At 36.6% G+C, this 20,456-nt stretch carries 19 protein-coding genes and 1 pseudogene; 13 read left to right on the top strand and 7 right to left on the bottom strand.

Annotation, left to right across the window (positions count from 1 at the left end; all coding sequences use genetic code 11):
- The first annotated feature begins 53 nt into the window (after positions 1-53).
- The 6 genes from Q1A31_RS11440 to Q1A31_RS11415 all read left to right on the top strand — a co-directional run bounded on the left by Q1A31_RS11440 (position 54) and on the right by Q1A31_RS11415 (position 7,204).
- Positions 54-1,319, top strand: coding sequence for an integrase arm-type DNA-binding domain-containing protein (locus Q1A31_RS11440; protein WP_299876452.1), 1,266 nt, complete (start codon positions 54-56; stop codon positions 1,317-1,319).
- Positions 1,320-1,334: 15 nt separating this feature from the next.
- Positions 1,335-2,363 carry a DUF6499 domain-containing protein gene (locus Q1A31_RS11435; RefSeq protein WP_299876450.1) on the top strand — a complete coding sequence of 343 codons (1,029 nt, stop codon included), beginning with the start codon at positions 1,335-1,337 and terminating at the stop codon, positions 2,361-2,363.
- Positions 2,364-2,481: 118 nt separating this feature from the next.
- Positions 2,482-2,889: a hypothetical protein gene (locus tag Q1A31_RS11430; protein WP_299876448.1), complete on the top strand. Its 408-nt coding sequence runs from the start codon at positions 2,482-2,484 to the stop codon at positions 2,887-2,889.
- A gap of 117 nt (positions 2,890-3,006) precedes the next feature.
- Positions 3,007-4,038: a toprim domain-containing protein gene (locus tag Q1A31_RS11425; protein WP_299876446.1), complete on the top strand. Its 1,032-nt coding sequence runs from the start codon at positions 3,007-3,009 to the stop codon at positions 4,036-4,038.
- Entirely contained in the window at positions 4,028-5,551 is a 1,524-nt protein-coding gene (locus Q1A31_RS11420; protein ID WP_299876444.1) for a hypothetical protein, read from the top strand. The genes Q1A31_RS11425 and Q1A31_RS11420 overlap by 11 nt, the downstream gene beginning before the upstream one ends.
- Before the next feature lie 402 nt (positions 5,552-5,953).
- Positions 5,954-7,204: a hypothetical protein gene (locus Q1A31_RS11415; protein ID WP_299876442.1), complete on the top strand. Its 1,251-nt coding sequence runs from the start codon at positions 5,954-5,956 to the stop codon at positions 7,202-7,204.
- A 43-nt stretch (positions 7,205-7,247) separates the two neighbouring features.
- Here the strand turns inward: Q1A31_RS11415 and Q1A31_RS11410 are convergent, their stop codons facing one another.
- Entirely contained in the window at positions 7,248-7,403 is a 156-nt protein-coding gene (locus tag Q1A31_RS11410) for a hypothetical protein (protein WP_299876440.1), read from the bottom strand.
- Between the two features lie 176 nt (positions 7,404-7,579).
- Between Q1A31_RS11410 and Q1A31_RS11405 the strand changes: the two genes are divergently transcribed.
- Complete coding sequence (locus Q1A31_RS11405; RefSeq protein WP_299876438.1) at positions 7,580-7,906, top strand: hypothetical protein; 327 nt, start codon at positions 7,580-7,582, stop codon at positions 7,904-7,906.
- A gap of 295 nt (positions 7,907-8,201) precedes the next feature.
- Positions 8,202-9,707 carry a hypothetical protein gene (locus tag Q1A31_RS11400; protein ID WP_299876436.1) on the top strand — a complete coding sequence of 502 codons (1,506 nt, stop codon included), beginning with the start codon at positions 8,202-8,204 and terminating at the stop codon, positions 9,705-9,707.
- A 615-nt stretch (positions 9,708-10,322) separates the two neighbouring features.
- Here Q1A31_RS11400 and Q1A31_RS11395 read toward each other — a convergent pair.
- From Q1A31_RS11395 to Q1A31_RS11385, 3 genes and pseudogenes are all read right to left on the bottom strand, one after another.
- Positions 10,323-10,700, bottom strand: coding sequence for a hypothetical protein (locus Q1A31_RS11395; RefSeq protein WP_299876433.1), 378 nt, complete (start codon positions 10,698-10,700; stop codon positions 10,323-10,325).
- 307 nt (positions 10,701-11,007) lie between these two features.
- The gene (locus Q1A31_RS11390) at positions 11,008-11,331 is read right to left on the bottom strand and encodes a hypothetical protein (RefSeq protein ID WP_299876431.1); all 324 of its coding nucleotides are present in this window, start codon (positions 11,329-11,331) and stop codon (positions 11,008-11,010) included.
- A 97-nt stretch (positions 11,332-11,428) separates the two neighbouring features.
- A pseudogene (locus tag Q1A31_RS11385) lies at positions 11,429-12,013 on the bottom strand (tyrosine-type recombinase/integrase).
- Between the two features lie 263 nt (positions 12,014-12,276).
- Between Q1A31_RS11385 and Q1A31_RS11380 the strand changes: the two are divergent.
- The gene (locus Q1A31_RS11380; RefSeq protein WP_299876429.1) at positions 12,277-12,702 is read left to right on the top strand and encodes a hypothetical protein; all 426 of its coding nucleotides are present in this window, start codon (positions 12,277-12,279) and stop codon (positions 12,700-12,702) included.
- 512 nt (positions 12,703-13,214) lie between these two features.
- Here the strand turns inward: Q1A31_RS11380 and Q1A31_RS11375 are convergent.
- From Q1A31_RS11375 to Q1A31_RS11365, 3 genes are read right to left on the bottom strand one after another with little or no spacing between them, the layout of a single operon-like run.
- Positions 13,215-13,490, bottom strand: coding sequence for a hypothetical protein (locus tag Q1A31_RS11375; protein ID WP_299876427.1), 276 nt, complete (start codon positions 13,488-13,490; stop codon positions 13,215-13,217).
- Positions 13,490-14,395: a hypothetical protein gene (locus tag Q1A31_RS11370; protein ID WP_299876425.1), complete on the bottom strand. Its 906-nt coding sequence runs from the start codon at positions 14,393-14,395 to the stop codon at positions 13,490-13,492. Before Q1A31_RS11370 ends, Q1A31_RS11375 begins: the two co-directional genes overlap by 1 nt.
- Positions 14,388-14,639, bottom strand: coding sequence for a hypothetical protein (locus Q1A31_RS11365; protein WP_299876424.1), 252 nt, complete (start codon positions 14,637-14,639; stop codon positions 14,388-14,390). Before Q1A31_RS11365 ends, Q1A31_RS11370 begins: the two co-directional genes overlap by 8 nt.
- Positions 14,640-14,919: 280 nt before the next feature.
- On the opposite strand from Q1A31_RS11365, the gene Q1A31_RS11360 reads away from it, so the two are divergent.
- The 4 genes from Q1A31_RS11360 to brxC are packed head-to-tail and all read left to right on the top strand — an operon-like array spanning position 14,920 to position 20,452.
- A complete protein-coding gene (locus Q1A31_RS11360) occupies positions 14,920-15,414 on the top strand; it encodes a BrxE family protein (protein WP_299876422.1) in 495 nt (164 codons plus the stop codon).
- Positions 15,411-16,205, top strand: a complete 795-nt coding sequence (locus tag Q1A31_RS11355) for a BrxA family protein (protein ID WP_299876420.1) — start codon at positions 15,411-15,413, stop codon at positions 16,203-16,205. Before Q1A31_RS11360 ends, Q1A31_RS11355 begins: the two co-directional genes overlap by 4 nt.
- The gene (locus tag Q1A31_RS11350) at positions 16,180-16,764 is read left to right on the top strand and encodes a BREX protein BrxB domain-containing protein (protein ID WP_299876418.1); all 585 of its coding nucleotides are present in this window, start codon (positions 16,180-16,182) and stop codon (positions 16,762-16,764) included. Before Q1A31_RS11355 ends, Q1A31_RS11350 begins: the two co-directional genes overlap by 26 nt.
- 28 nt (positions 16,765-16,792) lie before the next feature.
- Positions 16,793-20,452 carry a BREX system P-loop protein BrxC gene (gene brxC, locus Q1A31_RS11345; protein WP_299876416.1) on the top strand — a complete coding sequence of 1,220 codons (3,660 nt, stop codon included), beginning with the start codon at positions 16,793-16,795 and terminating at the stop codon, positions 20,450-20,452.
- Positions 20,453-20,456 lie beyond the last annotated feature (4 nt).

The raw sequence follows: 20,456 nt of genomic DNA, 5'->3' as shown, positions 1-20,456 counted from the left end.
GCTGGTATATTTGCTGGTATTACAAATAATACATAAAGTTCATACCAGCACTTATGGCTAAGTACACAACTAGCAACCTCAACATATCAACAGTTACCAAGGCAAAGCCAAAAGACAAGCTTTATCGTTTGCGCGATGGTGGGGGATTATTTTGTGAAGTTTTAACTACTGGCGCTAAGGTGTGGCGGTATAACTATCGCATTCATGGTAAGCAGAAAACTTTCACTATTGGTAAATTTCCTGATACCAGCATATCTGAAGCACGTACCAGCAGAGATGAAGCTAAAAAGCTGGTATCTTCTGGAATAGATCCTTCCCAACAAAAACAAATTAATAAGAAAGCACTGACGGAGAACACTTTTCAGAAAATAGCTGAAGTTTGGCTAAAGCATCAAAAGCCTGAGTGGTCAGCAGAACATTATCGAAGAACTAAGAGCTATTTAGAACGCGATGTTTTCCCTTGGCTTGGTAATAAGGAAGCAAAATCAATCGAAGCTCCCGACATAATACCAATCATTATGAAAGTCTCAGATAGAGGTGCTGTAGATGCTGCAAGTCGTGTAAAGGGGTTTATTCAGCAAGTATTTGATTATGCTTTAGTGCATGGTAAAGCTTCAAGAAATCCAGCTAAAGATATTAATTTGCAGTTGATACTACCAAAACGAATTAAAAAGCATTTTTCAGCAATTACCGACCCTGTAAAGCTTGGCGAATTGTTAAGAGCTATTGACGGGTATCATGGTTCTATTGTAGTTAGGCAGGCTCTAAAACTTGTGCCAATGGTTATGGTCAGACCTAGCGAATTAAACAATGCAGAGTGGATTGAGTTTGATCTTGATTCGTCTATGTGGACGATACCCGCAAAACGCAGAAAACTACCTACTCATATAAAAAACGCAAATAAGCCAGAGGATGAACATCAAGTTCCTTTAAGTTCTCAGGCGGTGACAATTTTAAAAGAAGCCTATCAATACACTGGTAAAAGTAAATATGTTTTCCCTTCTGCTAGGGGTCGTTCAAGACCAATGAGCAACAATGCAATAAGAGTAGCTCTTAGATCAATGGGTTTTGATAACGATACTATTACTACTCATGGTTTTAGAGGCGTTGCATCTACATTTTTAAATACATTAGGTTACAGAAGCGAAGTAATAGAAGCTCAGCTTGCTCATAAAGAAAAAAACCATGTTAGGCGTGCTTATAATCATGCAGATTACTTGCAAGAAAGAACAGTTATGCTTCAAAAGTGGGCTAACTATTTAGATGATTTGAAGAATGATTGTGAAGATTCATTAATAGTAAAAAGTGTTTCGCATTAAAAAAGTTGATGGTTAATGAAAATAATAATAATTAAAGCTGTTATTTTGATTGTAAATTGTTTATTTACGATAGGGGAGAGGTTACGTCATGTCTTCACGTTTTTTCTAAATAATTTTTTTGAAAAACCAATTCTCGAAGAGAAAAAATTTAAAAAATACAAAATTTTACCTTTTTTGCACCATAGGACAAAAGATTATTATCCTTATCCAATTCATGATTGGAAGGATGAGACATTTTATTTGAAAAGCCGTTCTACAAAGGAATGGGCATGGGAATTTCTTAGAAGGAATAAAAATTATCAATATGATTATGATAGATGTAAATTAAAAGGGCATTTTCCAGAGTTCAACAGAATTAATCCAAAACACATTACTTTAGAATTTCAAAAAAAGATAACAGAAAGGTTTAACGAAAGTGGTTCAAGCTCTGGAGAAATTGAATTTATAAACAACCAAATTTTTGACTACTACGCTCGATCGATTGAACAAAAGGATGATACGACTGTTTCACTTTATGAAGCAATTCATGAAAAATATGGACTTTCATTTATAGGTCATCATTCTGACCTAGATCCTAGGTTCGAGATCTCAGAAATTGGTTTTTTTTCGGCAAAGACTGAGTTCATAGACCAAAAATACTATGATTCTGTTCTAAGCAAGCAAAAGAGTCTAGCTCCTATCAGTCCCGAACATTTTGTAATGAGATTTAATGCTAAAGAAGATATATCAAGTCAAATAAGCATTGCTAAAAAGTCTCTTGACATGTTGCGTGAAAAACATGGGAAGAATCATGAAGGTAAATTAACTGCTGAAAAAAACTATATTAAATATATAAGGGTTTTAGATGCTATTTCAGCAGGGATGAATCTTGACGATGATTATAAAGAAATTATGAAAGTAGTAGACCCTGAGACATGGGATGTATGGATTGCTAATCAGACGAGTACATATCCTAAAAACTATGTTGATGGTTGGATAACGTCGGCAAAAGAATTATCAAATACTAAGTATCTCACTTTGTTAAATAAAAAATTATTAATTTAGAATTCTCTATAAAACGATATTTTTCCACTGTATTTGTTTATTTTTGAAAGTAATACAGTGAAATATTATTATTTCAAGTAGACCATTCTCCTATCTTTAAACAACCTGATAGGTGAATATGATGCAAGAAAGTATTTCAAACGCCGAGCTATTAATCACGCTTGGTAACATTAGCAGTTCAACTTTAAATCGTGAAATCAAAGAAAATGGATTCCCAACTCCTGAAAAAATAGGTGCCTCTCTCTACTTTAAATCTGAGTCGGTAGCTAATTGGTTATCAAACATAGCTAATAGAAAAGTATCCTTAAATGATCGCTTACTTTCCTCCAAGCAAATAGAAGTAATATTCAATCGCTCTTCTGCTTGGGTTTGGATGCACTTTCAGAAAAATAAAAAAATGAAAAAGAAGGCTATTTATATTCGTAGTCGTCCTTATTGGCTTGAATCAGATATTCATGCAGATCAAGAGTTGTGCAAATACCTTAAATTGCTGAACCAATCTGAAGTTCGGGAGGTTGCATCATGAATAATCTATATAAATTAGCTCACGTAAGTACTAAATCCCTCAAAAAATCGCACAATATAGCTAAGCCTATTTTATGCATTGCTCATAACCAAAGCACAAATAATGTGAGGGGGAAGAATGACATACATTAAAAAACCCGCTTTCAGTGCTGGTAACACTGAGCGGGCTTATAAAAAGACTATTGAATCAAGTCATGTTAATTCTAACACAACAAATTTATATGATGCTATCTCTGCATTTCAGTTAGTTCTTGAAGATAATGAATTAGGTTATTTGAATGATATTAAAGTAGATGCAGGTATCCAGCGATTTAAATTGGACTCTGATAAAGGTAATGCAAAAAGTGGTTGGTACGTTTTCTATTCGAATGCAGTTGTTTTTGCAGGTGCTTACGGGAATTGGAAAACCGGACTTAATGAGAGTTGGCATTTTAAAAGGAATAATAAACCCCTTTTAATAAAAGAACGTTCAGCATTAAAGAAAATTCGTGATGATATGTCTAAATATCAACAGGCTGAAAAAGAGAAGAGATACGTAAAAGCGAGACGAATAGCTAATAGTGTTTGGGAAAGTAGTTTGCCAGCATCCCCGAATCATCCTTATTTGTTGAAAAAACATTGTATGGATGCTGCTAAGTCATTAAGGGAACAAAAAGGTAATTTACTGGTACCTCTTTACAATCAAAAGCAGCTTGTATCAATTCAGTACATAAACAAACATGGTAAAAAATTCTTTGCTAAAGGTAGTCAATTAAAAGGCTCTTATTTCATGTTTGGGAATATCAAGCAGCCATTTGATGTTGTTTATATTTGTGAGGGTGTTTCTACAGGATGGACAGTTTACATTCTCTCAGGATTTTCCCCAGTATTTTGTGCCATGAATGCAGGTAACCTGACAGCCGTTTCTCTTTCCGTAAGAAAGTGTTGGCCTGATATTAAAATTGTAATCTGTGCAGATAATGATGTTAAAGAGAATAAAGATGTACCAAATATTGGAGTTGAAGAAGCGACAAAGGCAGCATTAGCAGTCAATGGAAGGGTGTCTACGCCTAATATGCCTCATGGTGGGAAATGTGATTTTAATGACCTATATATTTTAGCCATAGAATCAGAAAAGAAATCAATCGGAGGCGGATCCGATGAAAATTAATGATGTTGAAAAACAATTAATTAATGATGATGCGCCTAAAATACAGAAAGAGAATAACGATCAAGAAGTTAAAAAATCAAAAGCAGATAAGCTTGTTGAATTGATAAGTATTAATGCATCTCTATTTCATAATATGGATGATGAAGTATTTATAAGCTTCGAAGTCAATTCAAACGACTCATCAGAAACTCACTTTGAGAACTGGAAGCTTGGTTCCCAAGGTTTCAAAAATTGGGCTTCATACCAGTTTTATACTCATTATGAAACAACTCCTGGCGACGCTTCAATTAAAGATGCAGCAGATACCTTATATGGTTTAGGTTTATACAGAGGTGATGAGATAGAGGTTTATGCTCGTTATGCTCTTCATGAAAGTAAGGTGTATGTAGACTTGGGATGTCCAAAATGGAAAGCAGTTGAAGTCTCTCGTAAAGGTTACAAAGTAATAGAAAGTAGCAATGTTCCTGTTAAGTTTGTTCGGTCAAATACAACTAGAGAAATACCTATTCCGGTCAAAGGAGGTAATATCTCTTTGATATGGAAGCATCTGAATATTGAATCAGAAGATTCGCAATTCTTGTGTTTAGCATGGATTTTAGAATGTATGCGAATTAATAGGCCATACCCTGTGCTTGAAATCACTGGTGAACAGGGTTCTGCAAAGAGTACTTTCCAAAAGCGTCTAAAAGAAATAATTGATCCTAATAAGGTAGATCTTAGGAGTGCGCCTCGTGATGTGGAACGAATTTATTTCACAACACAACACAATCATCTAATAAGTTATAACAATCTTTCTCATCTGACTGCTAACACACAAGATGCACTTTGTGCGCTATCAACGGGTGGAGGTGATGCTTCCAGGAAACTATATAGTGATAGTGAGGAAAAAGTTTTGGAAGCTATGCGTCCAGTTGTGATAAACGGCATTACGCCGCTTGCAACACGTCCTGACCTAGGTGATAGGACTATTGCAGTTCAACTCCCAAGAGTCGTAGGTTATATCACTGAGTCAGAGTTAAATAAAAACTGGGAAAAAAACCAGCCAATGATAATGGGCTCTTTGTATGAGCTGCTAAGCCTAGTACTCGCTGAGTTGCCTAATATAAAAAGACTTGATAAACCTCCACGAATGGCTGATTTTGCTTATTTAGGACAAGCTATGCTTAATGTACAGGGCATTGAGAAATCATTCACTGAAATATTTAAAAGAAATCGTGACAGAGTAGTATTGCGTGTAATCGAATCATCTGTTGTTGCTCAGGCTCTAATCAACCTCATATCAAATGAGGGTGATTTCTATGGAACAAAGGGACATTTACTGGAGCGACTTACTAAATATCGACCAAGATACTTTGATAAGGCTTCATGGCCTAAATCAGCACAGGGATTGATGAATCTTCTTAATAGGATTGCACCCGCATTAAGAGTACATAAGATTGAAATGTTTGAGGAGAAGAATAGGCGCAATGATGGTTTTAGGGTACAAGTCAGGAAAACTATAACTAGAAATTAATTACATCGGGGAAATTTCCATTACATTGAGGAGTTTCTTAGTGTTATTTTTTTGTTCTTACTTAAAAAGATGCGGCCAATGTTCACCATGTTCACCTTTCACCTATAATAACTTTAAATACAATAAGTTAGGGGGTGAACATTGACTCTTTTAATGTTCACCATATGTTCATCATGTTCACCTTTTAGGGTGAACTTTGAATGCACCGGGTGAACATAGGGTAACCCAATGTTCACCCCATTAGACATTGATATAAATAATAAATTTAACTTTGGTGAACATGGTGAACATTGGTCGCTACTCTTTTTATAAAAACTTCAGAATAGGGTGCTGATTTAACTTTTTTGTAGATACAGTTAATTCCTATATTTTATAAAAACTAAAAACTTTTGAGGTATTCATATGGAAAAGATTATTCATGTAGAAGTCTTGGGGGATTTGTCATCTGATGAGATTCAGTTATGTAAAATGTATTGGGAACTATCGGAGGAAACAAACAGATTCAAATATAATATTAGAGAGTTGCTAAAACAATCTCCAAATTACGAAGGAAATGAATACATCTTGTCAAAGATGATTAGTGAAATGACTCAAGCAACTAGCTCCGGTTATTTATGCTCTAGTTGCAATAAACCTGAAATATATAAAAACAGGTCTGCCTATATTCAAAGCTCTAAAAGTAAAGCTTCCAGTTGTAATGTTTGTATCGCTAAAGAAAAGGAAAAGCTATTACTTGAAGAAAGAAGAATGATGCAGCTACAAAGAGAAAGCAAAGAGCGAGAGGAAGTTGAGAGATTTGAGCATATTAGAAAAATTTTTAATGCTCAGTTAAATCAATCAATTCATTTATCTTTTGGTGAGTCAGAAATATCTTTTAAGGACCTTATTTATTTATTGGGCCTTATAAAGCATCAAGTACGAGAAGATTTTGAGATAATCGATACTTACTATTCGAATTTAGAAACTTCTTTGACTCCAGATAAAGATAATGATGTTCAGTTAATTAATAATTTGTTCAAGAAAGGAATCATTAACATAAGTAAAGAAACTTCGATTGAAACTATGTCGATAAGTAACCTTACGGGAGAACTCAACTATTCACCAGCAGAATCAAAATACACGGTGCTTTACGATAAAACAAAATTTGGGTCTTTAAGTCAATTTGTCACTTATCACGAAAATAAACTTATTGATTTTGAATGGGAAGATCATTGGTATGGTGAAGCCAAAGAATTGATAGATACTCTTCGGTTTGAAGAGTGCACTGCTTTTTTAAAACTCATGCAGTCTCAGCATGGTTTCGATTATCGTGTGGGGAAAAAAACAGCTCATGTTTTAAAGCAGTTACTCAATACTTTAAGCGTAGCCCAGGTGTATAGTTTTATTTGGTCAAGCGCTAAAGATTCTGCATCTTATTATCTTCGAAAAAAAGTATCCAAAAGACAGGCCTCTAATACTGTAATAGGTAATATTGAGAGAAAATTTGACAGATTTATTGCTAATGAATGGGATATACCGGCTTACAAGAGAAACTTTGAATTACCTATTTCAAGTGTAAGCCTTGTTTTGTTTAATAAAATTTTTAAATCAGATGATGGAGGATTTAATAAAACAACGGAGCAGCTTATTAGTACTTTCCCAAAATACTATTAGTTGAACTGAGATTAAATTTTTTAATCGTTTCAAAATGATCATTCTAAATCATGATTACGTGAACTTTATACATACTAGCTTTCTTAGGAACACCTCCAACAGCCTTTTTTGGACTTTCTTTATTTCGGGCATAGTCAATAACATTTTGACCAGCTTTTTTACCTTCTTTAGTAGCTACTGCTAAATAACCACCGATCATTCCTAGGCTTCCTTTTATGACAGCAACATCAAAAATTAATAATATTTTAAATTACTTATTTATAAAGAATAAAAATAAATCTGACAAGATTTGAAAAATGGTCATTACTCTGTGTATAGTGATAACCACTCATGCATGAGGTTATTTATATTGAACTAACCTTAGAGGACGTAAAGATGAAATATTTATTAGTATTATTGATTACACTTGGTCTTATGAATACAAGTATAGCTAGAGCTGAACCTGGTCTTGCTAACACTTTGATTAAGTTTAAAGGAATTCCAGATCCCGTAACAAATGGAATTATTATTGGGGCAACTGTTGTTGCTATTGCTGTTGAAGACCCTGAAGTTAAGAAAGGCGGACAGAATGCTATTGATTATGTTCGTGGTAAAAAGAATGGCTTTAAGGCTATTGATCGTGCTTCTAAAAGAGCTCATCGTAGTGTTAAAAGAGGGGCAAAAAGCATAAATAAGCGCATTAAGAAAGTTTTTGGCTGGTAAATGTAAATCACTTATGAAACAAAATAGTCAATATTGTTTCATTTATATTAACTACCTAACCAAACAATAAGCCCTATCGAACTGGTAGGGCTTTCTTTTTAGCTTATACTGAATCAAATCTTATAAATATTGTTTTAAATAAATTACCATACGGCATCATAGCAAACATTCTACAAAAGGGTCATTATGTAAAATGTTTAATAATACAAATCTGCTAAATAATTTAGTGTCTTAAATTGCGTAGCAATTACTTCTTGGCTAGACTGTTTATTTTTAATTACTAAATAGAGAATATATGCTTAAAAGTAGGTGTCTTTTTTATATTTTACCCATTTTCCTAACATTCATTTGGGTATCTCAAGTAAACGCGGCTAGTTGGTGTCCGAAAGATTTAAAAAAACTTAAATCGAAGTATGCAATCGCAATATGTACTGATAATGAATTAGAGAAAGTTTATGATGAATATAGGTTTTTATGGAACAAGGCGAAACGATTACCTAATATAAATCTGAGTAAACTTCATACTACAGACTATGAAGAAGAGGTGTGGAGGGATAAAAACTGCAATAGTACAGCGTGTTACATTAAGTGGGTTAATAAAAGGATTAAAGCATTAGAAAAACTGGTTGGTAAAACAAACCCAAAACAAAAATTTAATATATCTCATAAATCAAGCAATAAACCTGCACCTCAAAAAATTAGTAATAATACTCAGCATTCACACAATGGTCGCTCCCACAGCCATCTTCTTCCTAAGCAGGGTATAAATCATCGTCATGGCAATGGTGCATTAGGTAAAGCAGTAACAAGAAATAACAACATTGCTACTTCATCAAGGCAGAAACAAAACACTTTTAGTAAGCCTGCAACGGCAGGAATTTCAAAATATATAGCAAGAGATCAAAATAATTGTATTCACTATGTGAAATATCCTGAAGAAGGTGTTACTAAAAGAGTTAAGTGGACTGGTAAATGTGTAAATGGTTATGCGAAGGGTGCAGGAAAACGTACGTGGTTTTCAAATGGTAAACAAGATGGGTCAACATCATGGATGAGAAAAGTTAATGCAAAGTCTAGAATAGATCGTGAAATTAAGTATCAAAAAAAGAAGGAACTAGAGAAAAATGAAGTTATAACCAGAAAGTCTCAAATGCTTAATTTTGTTAACAGATATAATATTCGCTCAATACTTTCTCCAGATCCAAAGTCTAGTTCATCATGGGATGTTGATGGAGCTGCGGATTGGGCTTCTACATATAATTTTCCTACTATGGATACCGCTGGAAAGACAGGTAATATATATTTAACTTTTAGTTATAAAGGAAAAAGATATGAAGGTAGAATCTACGGAAAATTTGCAGATGGTTCGCTAGTTGGCGAAGGTTCAGTGAACATTGAAAGAACAGTAAAAGGTAGTTGTGGATTTTGGAGTTGTGAAAGAATTTCTAAAAATTATAAAATCACAGCATCCTCTGATATTAGAGCCAAACTATTAAGCGGTGCTGCTCATATTGCTCCTCAGTTAGGCCCTGCGGCTAGAAGAGTTGCTAGGGAAAAAGCAGCAAAAGCCTCTAGTTCATCAAGCTATAGTTCATCTTCTCAAAAATATGGTTGTAAGTTCTATTGTGAAGGTTCTTTTGGAGCTAGAAAAAGCCCTAGATTTCAAGAAAATACTCCTATGACAAATTCAAGTGATGCTCAAAAATACATAAAAGAAAAATGGGATTCAAGGTGCAGTAAAAACTATTCAGGAGCTTATGGGGTGAATATACCAAGTTGTGAAACTTATTATTACGAATGATTTGAGGAAGTGGCTCAACAGATTGTAGATAGAGCATAATAAAATTATTTTTTATAAATACAATAGCCAATAGCGATTCAAAACCTCATTGGTTGAACATACTAAAGAGCCTTTATCGAAAGATTTAGGCTCTTTTTTTAGGTTTATTTGCAACAAATTTAGTAGTTTTGGTGCATATAACATTCTACATAATGACTATTCTGTAGAATGTTTGGTAGTTAGGTCAATATAAATAGGCGCTTTCTATGGATACTGTAACAAACAAAAATAATCGTAATGTAGAAAGTTAAAGCGGGAGAAGTAATAGCCAACTGCACCAAAAAGGAACCCTTTTAGGGCATAAACTAAATTTAATCCTTTAAGTCCTAACTCCTTGCTCAGCGAAAAAATGCGGGCGAGAGCGAGTAGTTTTTCCGATGTGGCAAATTGTTATGTGATATTAACTTAAGGTGGATAATAATAGAACATCACAGATGTGCAAAAAAACAAAGCTACAAAAGCTAAACCAACGCTAACTGCAACCGACTAAACGCACTGGCAATACTCAAATACCACAAAATATTTTTTGTCTCGCAGAGACAATAACGCCTAGATCATTACAAGCGTGTAATTTTTCTAGTTAGGTATGACCAACTGGTCTTCATACCCTCTCTCTATGGAAAGTTTTATGACTTCTGAATCGGTATGAAACATAATTTTAGAATAATTATAAGGCCTAGGTTTAATTTCAAATAAAGCAGGCACGTATATTGTAATACTTTTATCTTCTTCTAATGAAGCTTTGAAAGGAGAGTTATTATTAATATAGGGAGTCAACGATTTTAATAGTCTTTCGTCCATTCTTTGACGATTCATTCTGGCTTTAATTATATTTTTTTCTAAATATACATTAAATCCAAAATCAGATTCTTTAAAGCGGACTGCATGATCTTGTTGAAATAATCTTAATTGATTAATTATAGAATCAAGTGACTGTTGGTCTGATTTTTTCATAGTACCTCTCTTTAAAGTCAATTTGGGAGTTAAACTTCCGTATCCTAATCAATTATTTTTCATTATTATATTGAAGTTGATATAACCGTATTAATAATAAGATAAACGGTAAATTCCTTACTGGCTATGTTATTTAATTTTGAAATGACACCCTGTGAATTCACCCCCCCGTACTTTTGGGTACTTTTTCTATTTCGCGTCGCAGACACATATCGCCTTGCTAAGCGGAAAAATGTGAGCGCGAGCGAGTCTTTTTTCCGCTTAAGCGACTTGTTAGGTATTTTATTTAATATTAAGTACATACAACTTAGATTACCTTAATAATTTTACCATTTCCAACATGACGAGAGCCTTCTTGAATACGCCAAACTACACCGGAAGCTAATTTAATTTTTAGTTCTTCATGTAATAAAAATTGAATTACTACATTCTTTGATTTTCCTGGTTCTATCCATTCATCTTTTGGAACTGTGATTTGTCCCATACCAAAAACAGGATTTTCAGTAGAACCGAAATTATGATTAGGTCTGTAACCAGATGTAATACCTTTTTCACGACCTGACTGACTGCTTGGTAAAAGAGTTACCTCAGCTTCTACATCTATTGAATGCCAGTCATTGTCCATTGCCATTACTTATTTACCTAACAGTTTATTAGACGCAGTCTGTATTTTGCCTGTTATTACAGATTCCGTCTAACTCTTGGTAGGTTTGTTTCAAAACTCACCGCTACCACGCGGCTAATACCTCTGCGCGTTCCTCTTCGCCTACTAAGTCCATATAAATAGCGGTAGTCTCTAGGCTCTTATGCCCTAGTAGTTTTTGCACGAGGCGAGGATTGCGAGTTTTTTGTGCCATACGAACACCAAAGCCATGCCGTAAACCTTTAGGCGTAGCATGTGCGCCTGTAATACCTGCAGATAGCATTACCCTAGAAATATGTTTCCATGCCATGACACGACGAAAACTTCAAAGCAGGGTGTCTTTACCACCGCCTTTCAGTTTTTGCATCTTCTGGATATGATGCACCAGCTTTAAGGCATCAATAAAATGGTCTGGAACGGGCACGTCCCGATAAATGATTTTATCGCGCTGTTTTAAAGTGCGAATGCTGATTGTTTTAGCGGATAAGTCCACGCGGTCGATGGTGAGTTCTAACGCTTCGGATATTCTGCACCCTGTATAGGCTAGCGTCATGCAAAAAGTCCGCACCTCGGCGCGGTCAAGATCGCTTGCTGATTGTAAAAAGCGTTCTTGTTCTTCTTGAGTTAAATACTTGCGCTTCCCGTTGGAAGTAAACAGTTGTCTCGACATCTGTTTACTGTAGCCGATGATCTGACAGAATTAAAGCGTTGTTTATCGTGCCTGGTTATCGACTAACAGGAGAAATCCAAGCAGAAAAGTAAACAGTTTCCTATGAAAGTGTTTACTCAGTGGTAAATATGAAAAAGTTATCCAGCTCTTCACGCAGTAATATTGAAGTAACCCGGTCATGTTTTTTATGTAAAACCTAATCTAAGTTAGCTGATTGGTTGTGTGTTAAAATGTCTCTATTAGCCACATGCGGAGGTACACAAATGATATTGATCATTGCCATTACTGTGATTACTTGTATAGCTGCTTATTACTTAACTAAGAGGGAAGATGAGCAAAAACAATCATTCACTACTGAGTGTTTAATTGGCTTGATACTCCTTGGGATTTGCGCAATTCCAGCTCTGATACTCATGAGTTTTTTAGAGCACTTCAATGTCCTACAAGAATACAAAGCAATTCCTATGACTTTACCCCTTTTAACTCTAGGTTTTTTAGTGGTATGGGCTACGTGGGGGGAATCTGAAAGTGATAACGGTACTAACAATAAAAAAGACGACTTCACAGCTGAAGCTATTGTATTGACTGCCGTACTTAGTGAGAAAGACAACTCTAATGATTCCGACAGTTCAAGTTCTAGCAGTTCGAGTAGTTCCAGCTCAAGATCTGATGACTTTTTTATTCTGTAAAAAATCTTTAGTAATTGAAATAAAACACAATTTTAAAATTAACCTACGGTCAAACAGTTTAATTCATTCAAATCAGGCTCTAATTTTAGCTCTAAAGTAAATGAATAAAAAAACGGAGCAGGGTTGCAAAACCATTCCTGCTTTGTTTTTGATACTTAAAATTTTCTCGTTAGTTACACCAACTGATTAATTAGTTGATCGAGAGCGTCATACCTTAAAAGATAATCGTCCCGATGGCCTCACATTTGACGAATTTAAGTGTTCGCCTGGTCGGACTCAATCAACAGAATATTCTGTCGAATCACACCATTTTTCACTTTTCCCGCTTGCGCCTTAAAGCCAGATTACGGGTTCTGTATATTGCATAAAAATGCCTCCATGTTTATTTATAAAATCCTGATAGGTTTTCAGGTATAAGCTCTGAATCACATGCCAGAGTCACGTTTTTTTTAACAATTTAAACGGTAAAAAATATTGAGTTCATATAGTGAACCAGTCTTTTTATTCAGTTTTTATCTGCCATTTAACCTACGCCTATTTGCACAGGCTGAGTTAATTCTTTTCTTCTTTTCTGCAGCAATAATCTTTCTTAAACGAGCAATCTCAGCATTGAATTCATCTTCTCGTTGCTGAGATTCTTTTTTGTAGATTAAAAAATCCGTATATTCACGATCTGCTTTTTTACCAGTCTCAAGCCGAAGCTTTTCTTCATGGTTAAATTTAGACTCTAATATTTCAATTTGATCTTTTAGCTCGAGAATCTCTTGGTCTTTTTTATTAGTGAACATTACCGTAAATAAACCTCGGTAATATCAGCTCTAAAATGTCCCATTTCCTGGGAAACAATTTCAAGAGCTGATTGATAGGTGTGTCCTAAACCCTGAATTTCTTTCATTCGATCTTGTGCGTAGCTGTGTCTTAGTCCATGAGCTCCATTCGACCAACCAAATTCTCGTTTTGATGCACTTGAAAAACTTTGTGACCAGGACTTACCAGCACCAATATCATAATGTTGTTGATAGTGTATCCCTCTATCAATTGCATCTTTAGGTTCTTCAAATCGTTTATTTTCTAATCGTTGTGATAACTCTGGTGAAAGTCTTACTTCTCGAATCAATCCACCCTTACCAACAACCGAATAAGAAACAAAGGATAAGCGACCTTCAAAACGTTCATCACTAAATTTACGATGTGTACTGATAGCTTGTTCTGCTAATGGTCTAATCGTATACAGTTCATGTGCTCTAAGTCCTGCCTCTCTGGATATTTCAGTAGCGATAGCGTTATGCTCTTTTTGATGGCTAACAATATGATCAACTTGTTCAAGCCTATATGCTCGGCTTTGAGTTGAAAGTCCCGTATTTATAACATGCGACTTAATGCGTTCTGGCTTATCCACATTAGGAAGAATCTGTAATGCTTGGCGATCTTTATCTAAGGTTTTTTGAGTTACATATTCAGCACGTTCTATCAAATAAGCTACTGCTCTTGAAGTATCTAAAAGTGTTAATCCTTTTCCGCCATTTTCCTTATCCCATTGAGCTGTTAATTTTAAAGAGTCTTCATACGCTTTTGCAGTGGCTACACTATGTATTTTCCCAGACTCTTTCGAGTTATGACTTGCTTTACCTAAAGCCAATGAACGACGAATAGCACGATTGGCTTGTGTTGATGCTTTTGCAAAACTAGCCATTTTGATGCTCCATTTCTGGTAACTTGATCATCCATCGACGAATAACGGTGTGATCAACTCTCCAGCGTTTATTGGTTCGAATCCAGTCAGACAATTCTCGATAACTTGCGCCCGATTGACGTAAGGAAATTAATTCCGCACGATAACGCTCTAATCGATTCTTTCTGAATCGACGCTTGCGACTAAGCGCTTTTCGTTTGCGCAAAGCTTCAAGTTCTTTTGTGGCGTCAAAGTTGGGGCGCAAAATATCTCCTAAGTTAGTGTTCGCGCTCTGTTCAGGCTATTATTAGAGCCTGCCAGAGCGCGAATGCAGATGAGCTAATAATGAAACAATTAATATGTAATAATGTAGCACGGAAAAGCAGAAAAATGAAAATATGTTTATATATCAATTACTTGTGAAGAGTCTAGGTATATAGAAATATATCTAGATATAAAGTGGGTGTAGTTATAAAAAAATAATTTACTAAATTTAGAATTGGTATATTTATCAAAATCGACATGGTTATAACTTTGAGAAATGTATGAAAGAAGAAATAAAGAATAAGATCGTTAGATTGAGAGTATGTGTAGCTTACATGGGGGAAAAGGAGCAAGTGAATTGGTGGCCAAGCAGCTTTTTATCTAGTTCAGGAGAGGCTTTTCTAAGTCCTGTTTTTCCGAAAACAGCTGCACTATCAAGAATTAATGGTGCAAGTTCAGCTGCTCGTGTAATCCATGATGAATACATCGGTATCGGTAACGTCCAGCACCTATTTAGGCTTCCAGAAAATGTAGAGTATGAAATATCACAAAGTTTAATTAAAGATGCCTCGATACTGGAAACCTTAACTTCGGAAGAAGCGGCTTCAGCGGTCTTGCACGAGTTAGCTAATGGCGATACTACGAACGGTGTTGGTCCATTATTCATTAAATCTGATTCATTCGACCAAAATATGGTCACATGCATGGCCGCAGCATACCTTCAAGGTTTTAGTTCTGGTCAACAGGTTTACCCTTACTATCGGAGTAGAGGGTGATCGAAGAGAAGTTCTACACAACACAACTTGGTGCAGGTCTTGGGTTAGTTGGTGAAACGCAGTCTTTACTGGATCTTTGGGTTGAAGGAATGGATATCCAAAGTTTAGTAAATACCGCTTTAGATTCGGGTGAATTTCCTAATATTACAGCTCGTCGCCTTCGTAATATCGTAGCAGAATGTTTTGCACCGCGTTATCTCAAACCAAGTCCTCAGCCTGCGAAATGGCTATCTTTACTTAGCCACCGAATTTCAACAAAATCTTTAAATCAATTGTTCTTTATATACAGCTCTCGAGCAAATCCTATATTACAAGATTTTGTTTCTACACTATATTGGGAGCGCTATGCCTCAGGTTATACTGAGATCACAAATGAAGACTCAACAAAATTTGTTCATAGATCAACTCATGATGGCAAAACTAAGAAATTATGGTCTGAATCAACCATCAAAAGACAAGCATCTTATTTGTTGAGCATATGTGTCGACTATCAACTGTTGCAGCCTTTAAATCGGACTGCACGACAAATAACACCCATCAGGGTTAATCCTTGTGCCACAGTCATTCTGGCCTATGATCTTCATCTTCAAGGCATAGCTGACAATAACCTAATCAATCATCCAGATTGGCTACTTTTTGGCTTACAGGCAGAAGATGTTCGAGATGAGATAAAGCGACTTAGTGTTCATAAATTTTGGATTATTCAAACTGCCGCTGATGTTGTTTCTATCAGTTGGTCTTATAAAACAATGGAGGAGGTCGTAGATGTCATCATTGAAACAGGACTTTGATGAGTTGGTTACCAAGATCCAGCAAGGACGGGAGTTCCAACACGCTAGCTTTGAACCAGTTTATTACTTAGTGTTTTCGCCTAAGCAAATCATCGAGGTTAAGCGACAAACAAAAGCATGGGTTCAAATGCTACAAAAGCAGGGCTTTATTGTTCACACTTTTTCTATTGCTGAGCATGTGAATGATATTCTTAAATCAGTGCCAGCATTTCGCCGCAATCTTTGGCTTAAGCAAGATGCTGCTGCCCCTCAGGAGTGGATAAAAGCTAATAACTCTCTTGCTAATACGCTTAATGATAAAGAAAAAGGCTTGCAAGTGAGATTAAAGCAAAAGCTTAACGAGCTTGAGGGTGATGAGAAGGCTCTGTTACTTGTAACAGACTTAGAAGCACTGCACCCTTATATGCGAATTGGCTCAGTAGAGAGTCAGCTTCAAGGGCATTTTAGTGTGCCAACTGTGTTTTTATATCCAGGCTTACGCACAGGGCAAACCCGATTAAGGTTTTTGGGTTTTTACCCTGAAGATGGTAACTACCGCTCCATGCATGTTGGTGATTAATCCAGTAGAAGGAATAAAAGGAAGAACTATGCAAATTAAACAACTATTTGACCCCACCAAAGGTATTGATCGCGCTATCGAGAAGGTTATTAGTTACGGAACTGATGCTGAGACACGCCTCAAATCAGAAATCTCTGAATATGTGGCTACTGATAGTATCGAAGAGCACTTCGCCGATCTACTTTCAAAAATGCAGTTGGCTATGGAGCAGGGTGGTGAAAATGAAGTTGGAGTATGGGTATCTGGTTTTTATGGTTCAGGTAAAAGTTCCTTCACTAAGTACCTTGGCTTAGCCTTTGATGATTCTGTTATGGTGGAAGGTCGCCCCTTTATTGATCACTTAAAAGATCGTCTAACTAAAGCGCAAACTAAATCTCTACTGACTACAGTTTCAAAGCGCTTTCCAGCAGCAGTCATCATGCTAGATTTAGCATCCGAGCAAGTCGCTGGTGCGACCATGGAAGATGTAGCCACGGTGATGTATTACAAAGTCTTGCAATGGGCTGGATATTCTCGAAACCTCAAAGTTGCCGCCTTTGAGCGCAAATTACAAAAAGACGGTCGGTATGACGAGTTTCTGGGACTATTCAAAACACATGCAGAAGGAGAAGAATGGAAGAGTCTACAAAATGATCCGTTTATTGTTGATGGATTAATTCCAGTCATAGCTCATGAGATGTATCCGCAGCTCTTTAAAACCGACTCCGCATTTTCTACTGAAGCCAGTGATATTATTCGTTTTGAAAATGACCGTGTTGCTGAAATGATTGACATTGCTCGTCAGCATTCTGGTAAAGAGAACATCATTTTTATCGTCGATGAAGTAGGTCAGTATGTTGGCTCTCGCGATAACCTAATTCTTAACTTGGATGGCTTGGCGAAGAACCTAAAAAATATCGGTGATGGCAAAGTATGGATGATTGGTACGGCACAGCAAACGCTTACAGAAGATAATGAAAAGGCTGCCCTTAACTCGCCGCAATTGTTCAAATTAAAAGACCGCTTTCCTATCCAAATAAATTTGGAATCTAGCGATATTAAAGAAATCTGTTATCGCAGGCTGTTAGGTAAATCCCCTGAGGGTGCGGATCAGCTGGGTCAGCTTTTTGATAAAAATGGGCAGGCGTTGCGTCATGCCACCAAATTGGAGGATGCCCGTGTTTACGACGCAGACTTCGACAAAGAGAGTTTTGTAAACCTTTATCCATTCCTCCCAGCTCATTTTGAAGTGCTACTTACTTTACTTGGTCAGCTGGCAAAATCAACAGGTGGTATCGGGCTTCGTTCCGCTATAAAAGTTATCCAAGATGTTTTAGTGGAAGGAGCTAACGGCAAGCCAATAGCTAATGAAAATGTCGGTATGCTTGCAAATACTGTCACACTCTATGACGCCCTAGAAAAAGACATAAAGCGTGCTTTTCCAACCAAGCATCAAGCAGTAGGAAAAGTACAAAGTTCTAATTTCTTTGATAGCGAGTTACATATAAACATCGCTAAAACAGTTGCCGTATTAGAGATATTGACAAATCTCCCAGTAACACGCCAAAACACTATGGCTCTAATGCAATCTAGCATTACTCAAACTCAAGATGAGGCTTCTTTCAATTCAGCTGTAGATGAGTTAATTAATGAAGCCACTATTCCTTTCAGTGAGCAGGATGGCTACCTGAGTTTTATTAGTGAAAAGCTAACTGAAATTCAGCAAGCACGTAATGAAATCGGCTTAAAAACCATCGATCTACGTAGAATTCTTAGTGGTGCTCTTAGGGATTGCTTATCGCCACTACCCAAAGTCCAAGTTGAAGGTTCTTTGGGGGTAGAGACCGGTCTTAAACTTCAAAGCCCAAATGGTCTACCTAGCGGTTTGGCTGGAGAGAGAAACCCTATTCAAACATTGCTTGAGTTTGTTGATCCTAGTGAATATGACAATAATCTGGCCGCACTGGTTATAGACTCTCGAGAAAAAGCTAACCAAAATACAATTTATCTATTGGGACGTAAGCCACCAGAGGTTGATCACCTACTAGCTAACATCTATCGTTGTGAAGAGATTAATCGTCGTCACCGTAACGATGCAGACAAAGAAGTAAAAGAGTACTGTAATGCAGAAGTAGATCGTGCTCAGACTAAGCTAGAGCCAGAGTTACAACGTATTCTCAAGCGATCCATGCAAGCAGGTTCTTTTGTCTTCAGAGGAACCAATACGGCAGTGGATACCTTTGCTCAAGATTTATTAGAATCGAATAAAAAGCATCTCAAAGGAGTAGCAGAACGTGTATACGAGCGATATAGTGAAGCCCCTTATCGTGGCCAAACTATTTTAGCGGAGAAGTTTTTAAAAGCAGGTTTGAGTGGTGCAACCAGTGAGACAGATCCTTTAGGTTTAGTCATAAAGGACAGCAGTGGAAGTTTTACTATCGACGAAAATCATAAAGGCCTAATCAGTATACGTGACTATATAGAACGTAACGGTACTATAGACGGTAAAAAAATAAGTGAAGATTTTAATCGTCCTAAATTCGGCTGGTCCATTGATACCACTCGCTATATGTTAGCTGCTCTGCTTAGTGCAGGTGAAATTAAACTCAAAGTAGCAGGGCGTGAACTAACAAGCGTCGGGCAACAAGCGATCGATGTTTTTAAAACGAACAAATCTTTTGCAAATGTTGGCATATCGTTACGTGACGATAGACCATCCAATGAAATGTGTGCTTTGGCCGCAAAGCGTTTGGGTGAGGTTATTGCCGATGGCAATATAATCATCCCTTTGGAAGAAGAAATTAGCAAGGCTGCGCAGAAAAACTTCCCGGTTTTTCAACAACAGTTTGGGGCACTTGGTGAAAAACTCAATCGCCTCAATGTCCCGGGCCAAGCTAGAGTGGAGGAGTTGCAACAATCACTAAGAGATGTGCTGTTCAATGATTGTTCAGATGCGACCCAACGCATGGGAGCAGAAGAGTCTCCTCTACATAGTAATTTAAAATGGGCAGCTGAGGTGAAAGTCAGTCTGGATTATGGCTTGGAAGCCACTTTATTGGAGTTGGATGCAAAATGTAAGGGTATCAATAACCTTCCAAATTCAGGTGTTCCTGGTGAGTTGAAAGCAGAATTGGCCGATGACATTGAGCAGTTACAGCAACGCTTAAAGCTGGAAGATTTTCATAAGTATCGAGCAGATCTCTCAACCATGTTGGGTAATATCAGAATTCGCGTGTCCGATGCAGCCAGCAAGATGAATCAGGATGTTGAGCAGGGCCTTAAAAATGCCCAAGAAGAATTACCAAGAAGCCCTGGTTGGGATGAGTTGGCTGTCGATGAACGTAATAACTTGTTAGGACAGTTAGAACAATTCAGTTGCGAAGTCGAACAAAACTTAAGCGGTATTCAAACGTTATTGAATCGTGATTATGAAATTACTACATCGTTGCGTGCACTACAGCAATCGGTAAAAGATACTGCTGGTAAACGCCGCTTGCAGCGTGAGCAGGAAAAGCATGATCGCCAAGTGCAGGAGAAAGCAGCTGGGAAATATAATCCTAAAGTACTTCATAGAAAACTGACTGTACCAAAAAACATAAAAAAAGCTTCAAGTATTGATAGTGTTATTACAGAGCTCAAAGACCTTAAACAAGAGCTTAAAAACTACGACGAGCTAGATATAAGAATTGAATTATCTGACAGCGAATAGAATG

This window comes from uncultured Cocleimonas sp. (assembly GCF_947495625.1).
GTDB lineage: Bacteria > Pseudomonadota > Gammaproteobacteria > Thiotrichales > Thiotrichaceae > Cocleimonas.
The sequence above is the reverse complement of the archived record's forward strand: the minus strand, read 5'-3'. Positions and strand labels throughout refer to the sequence as shown.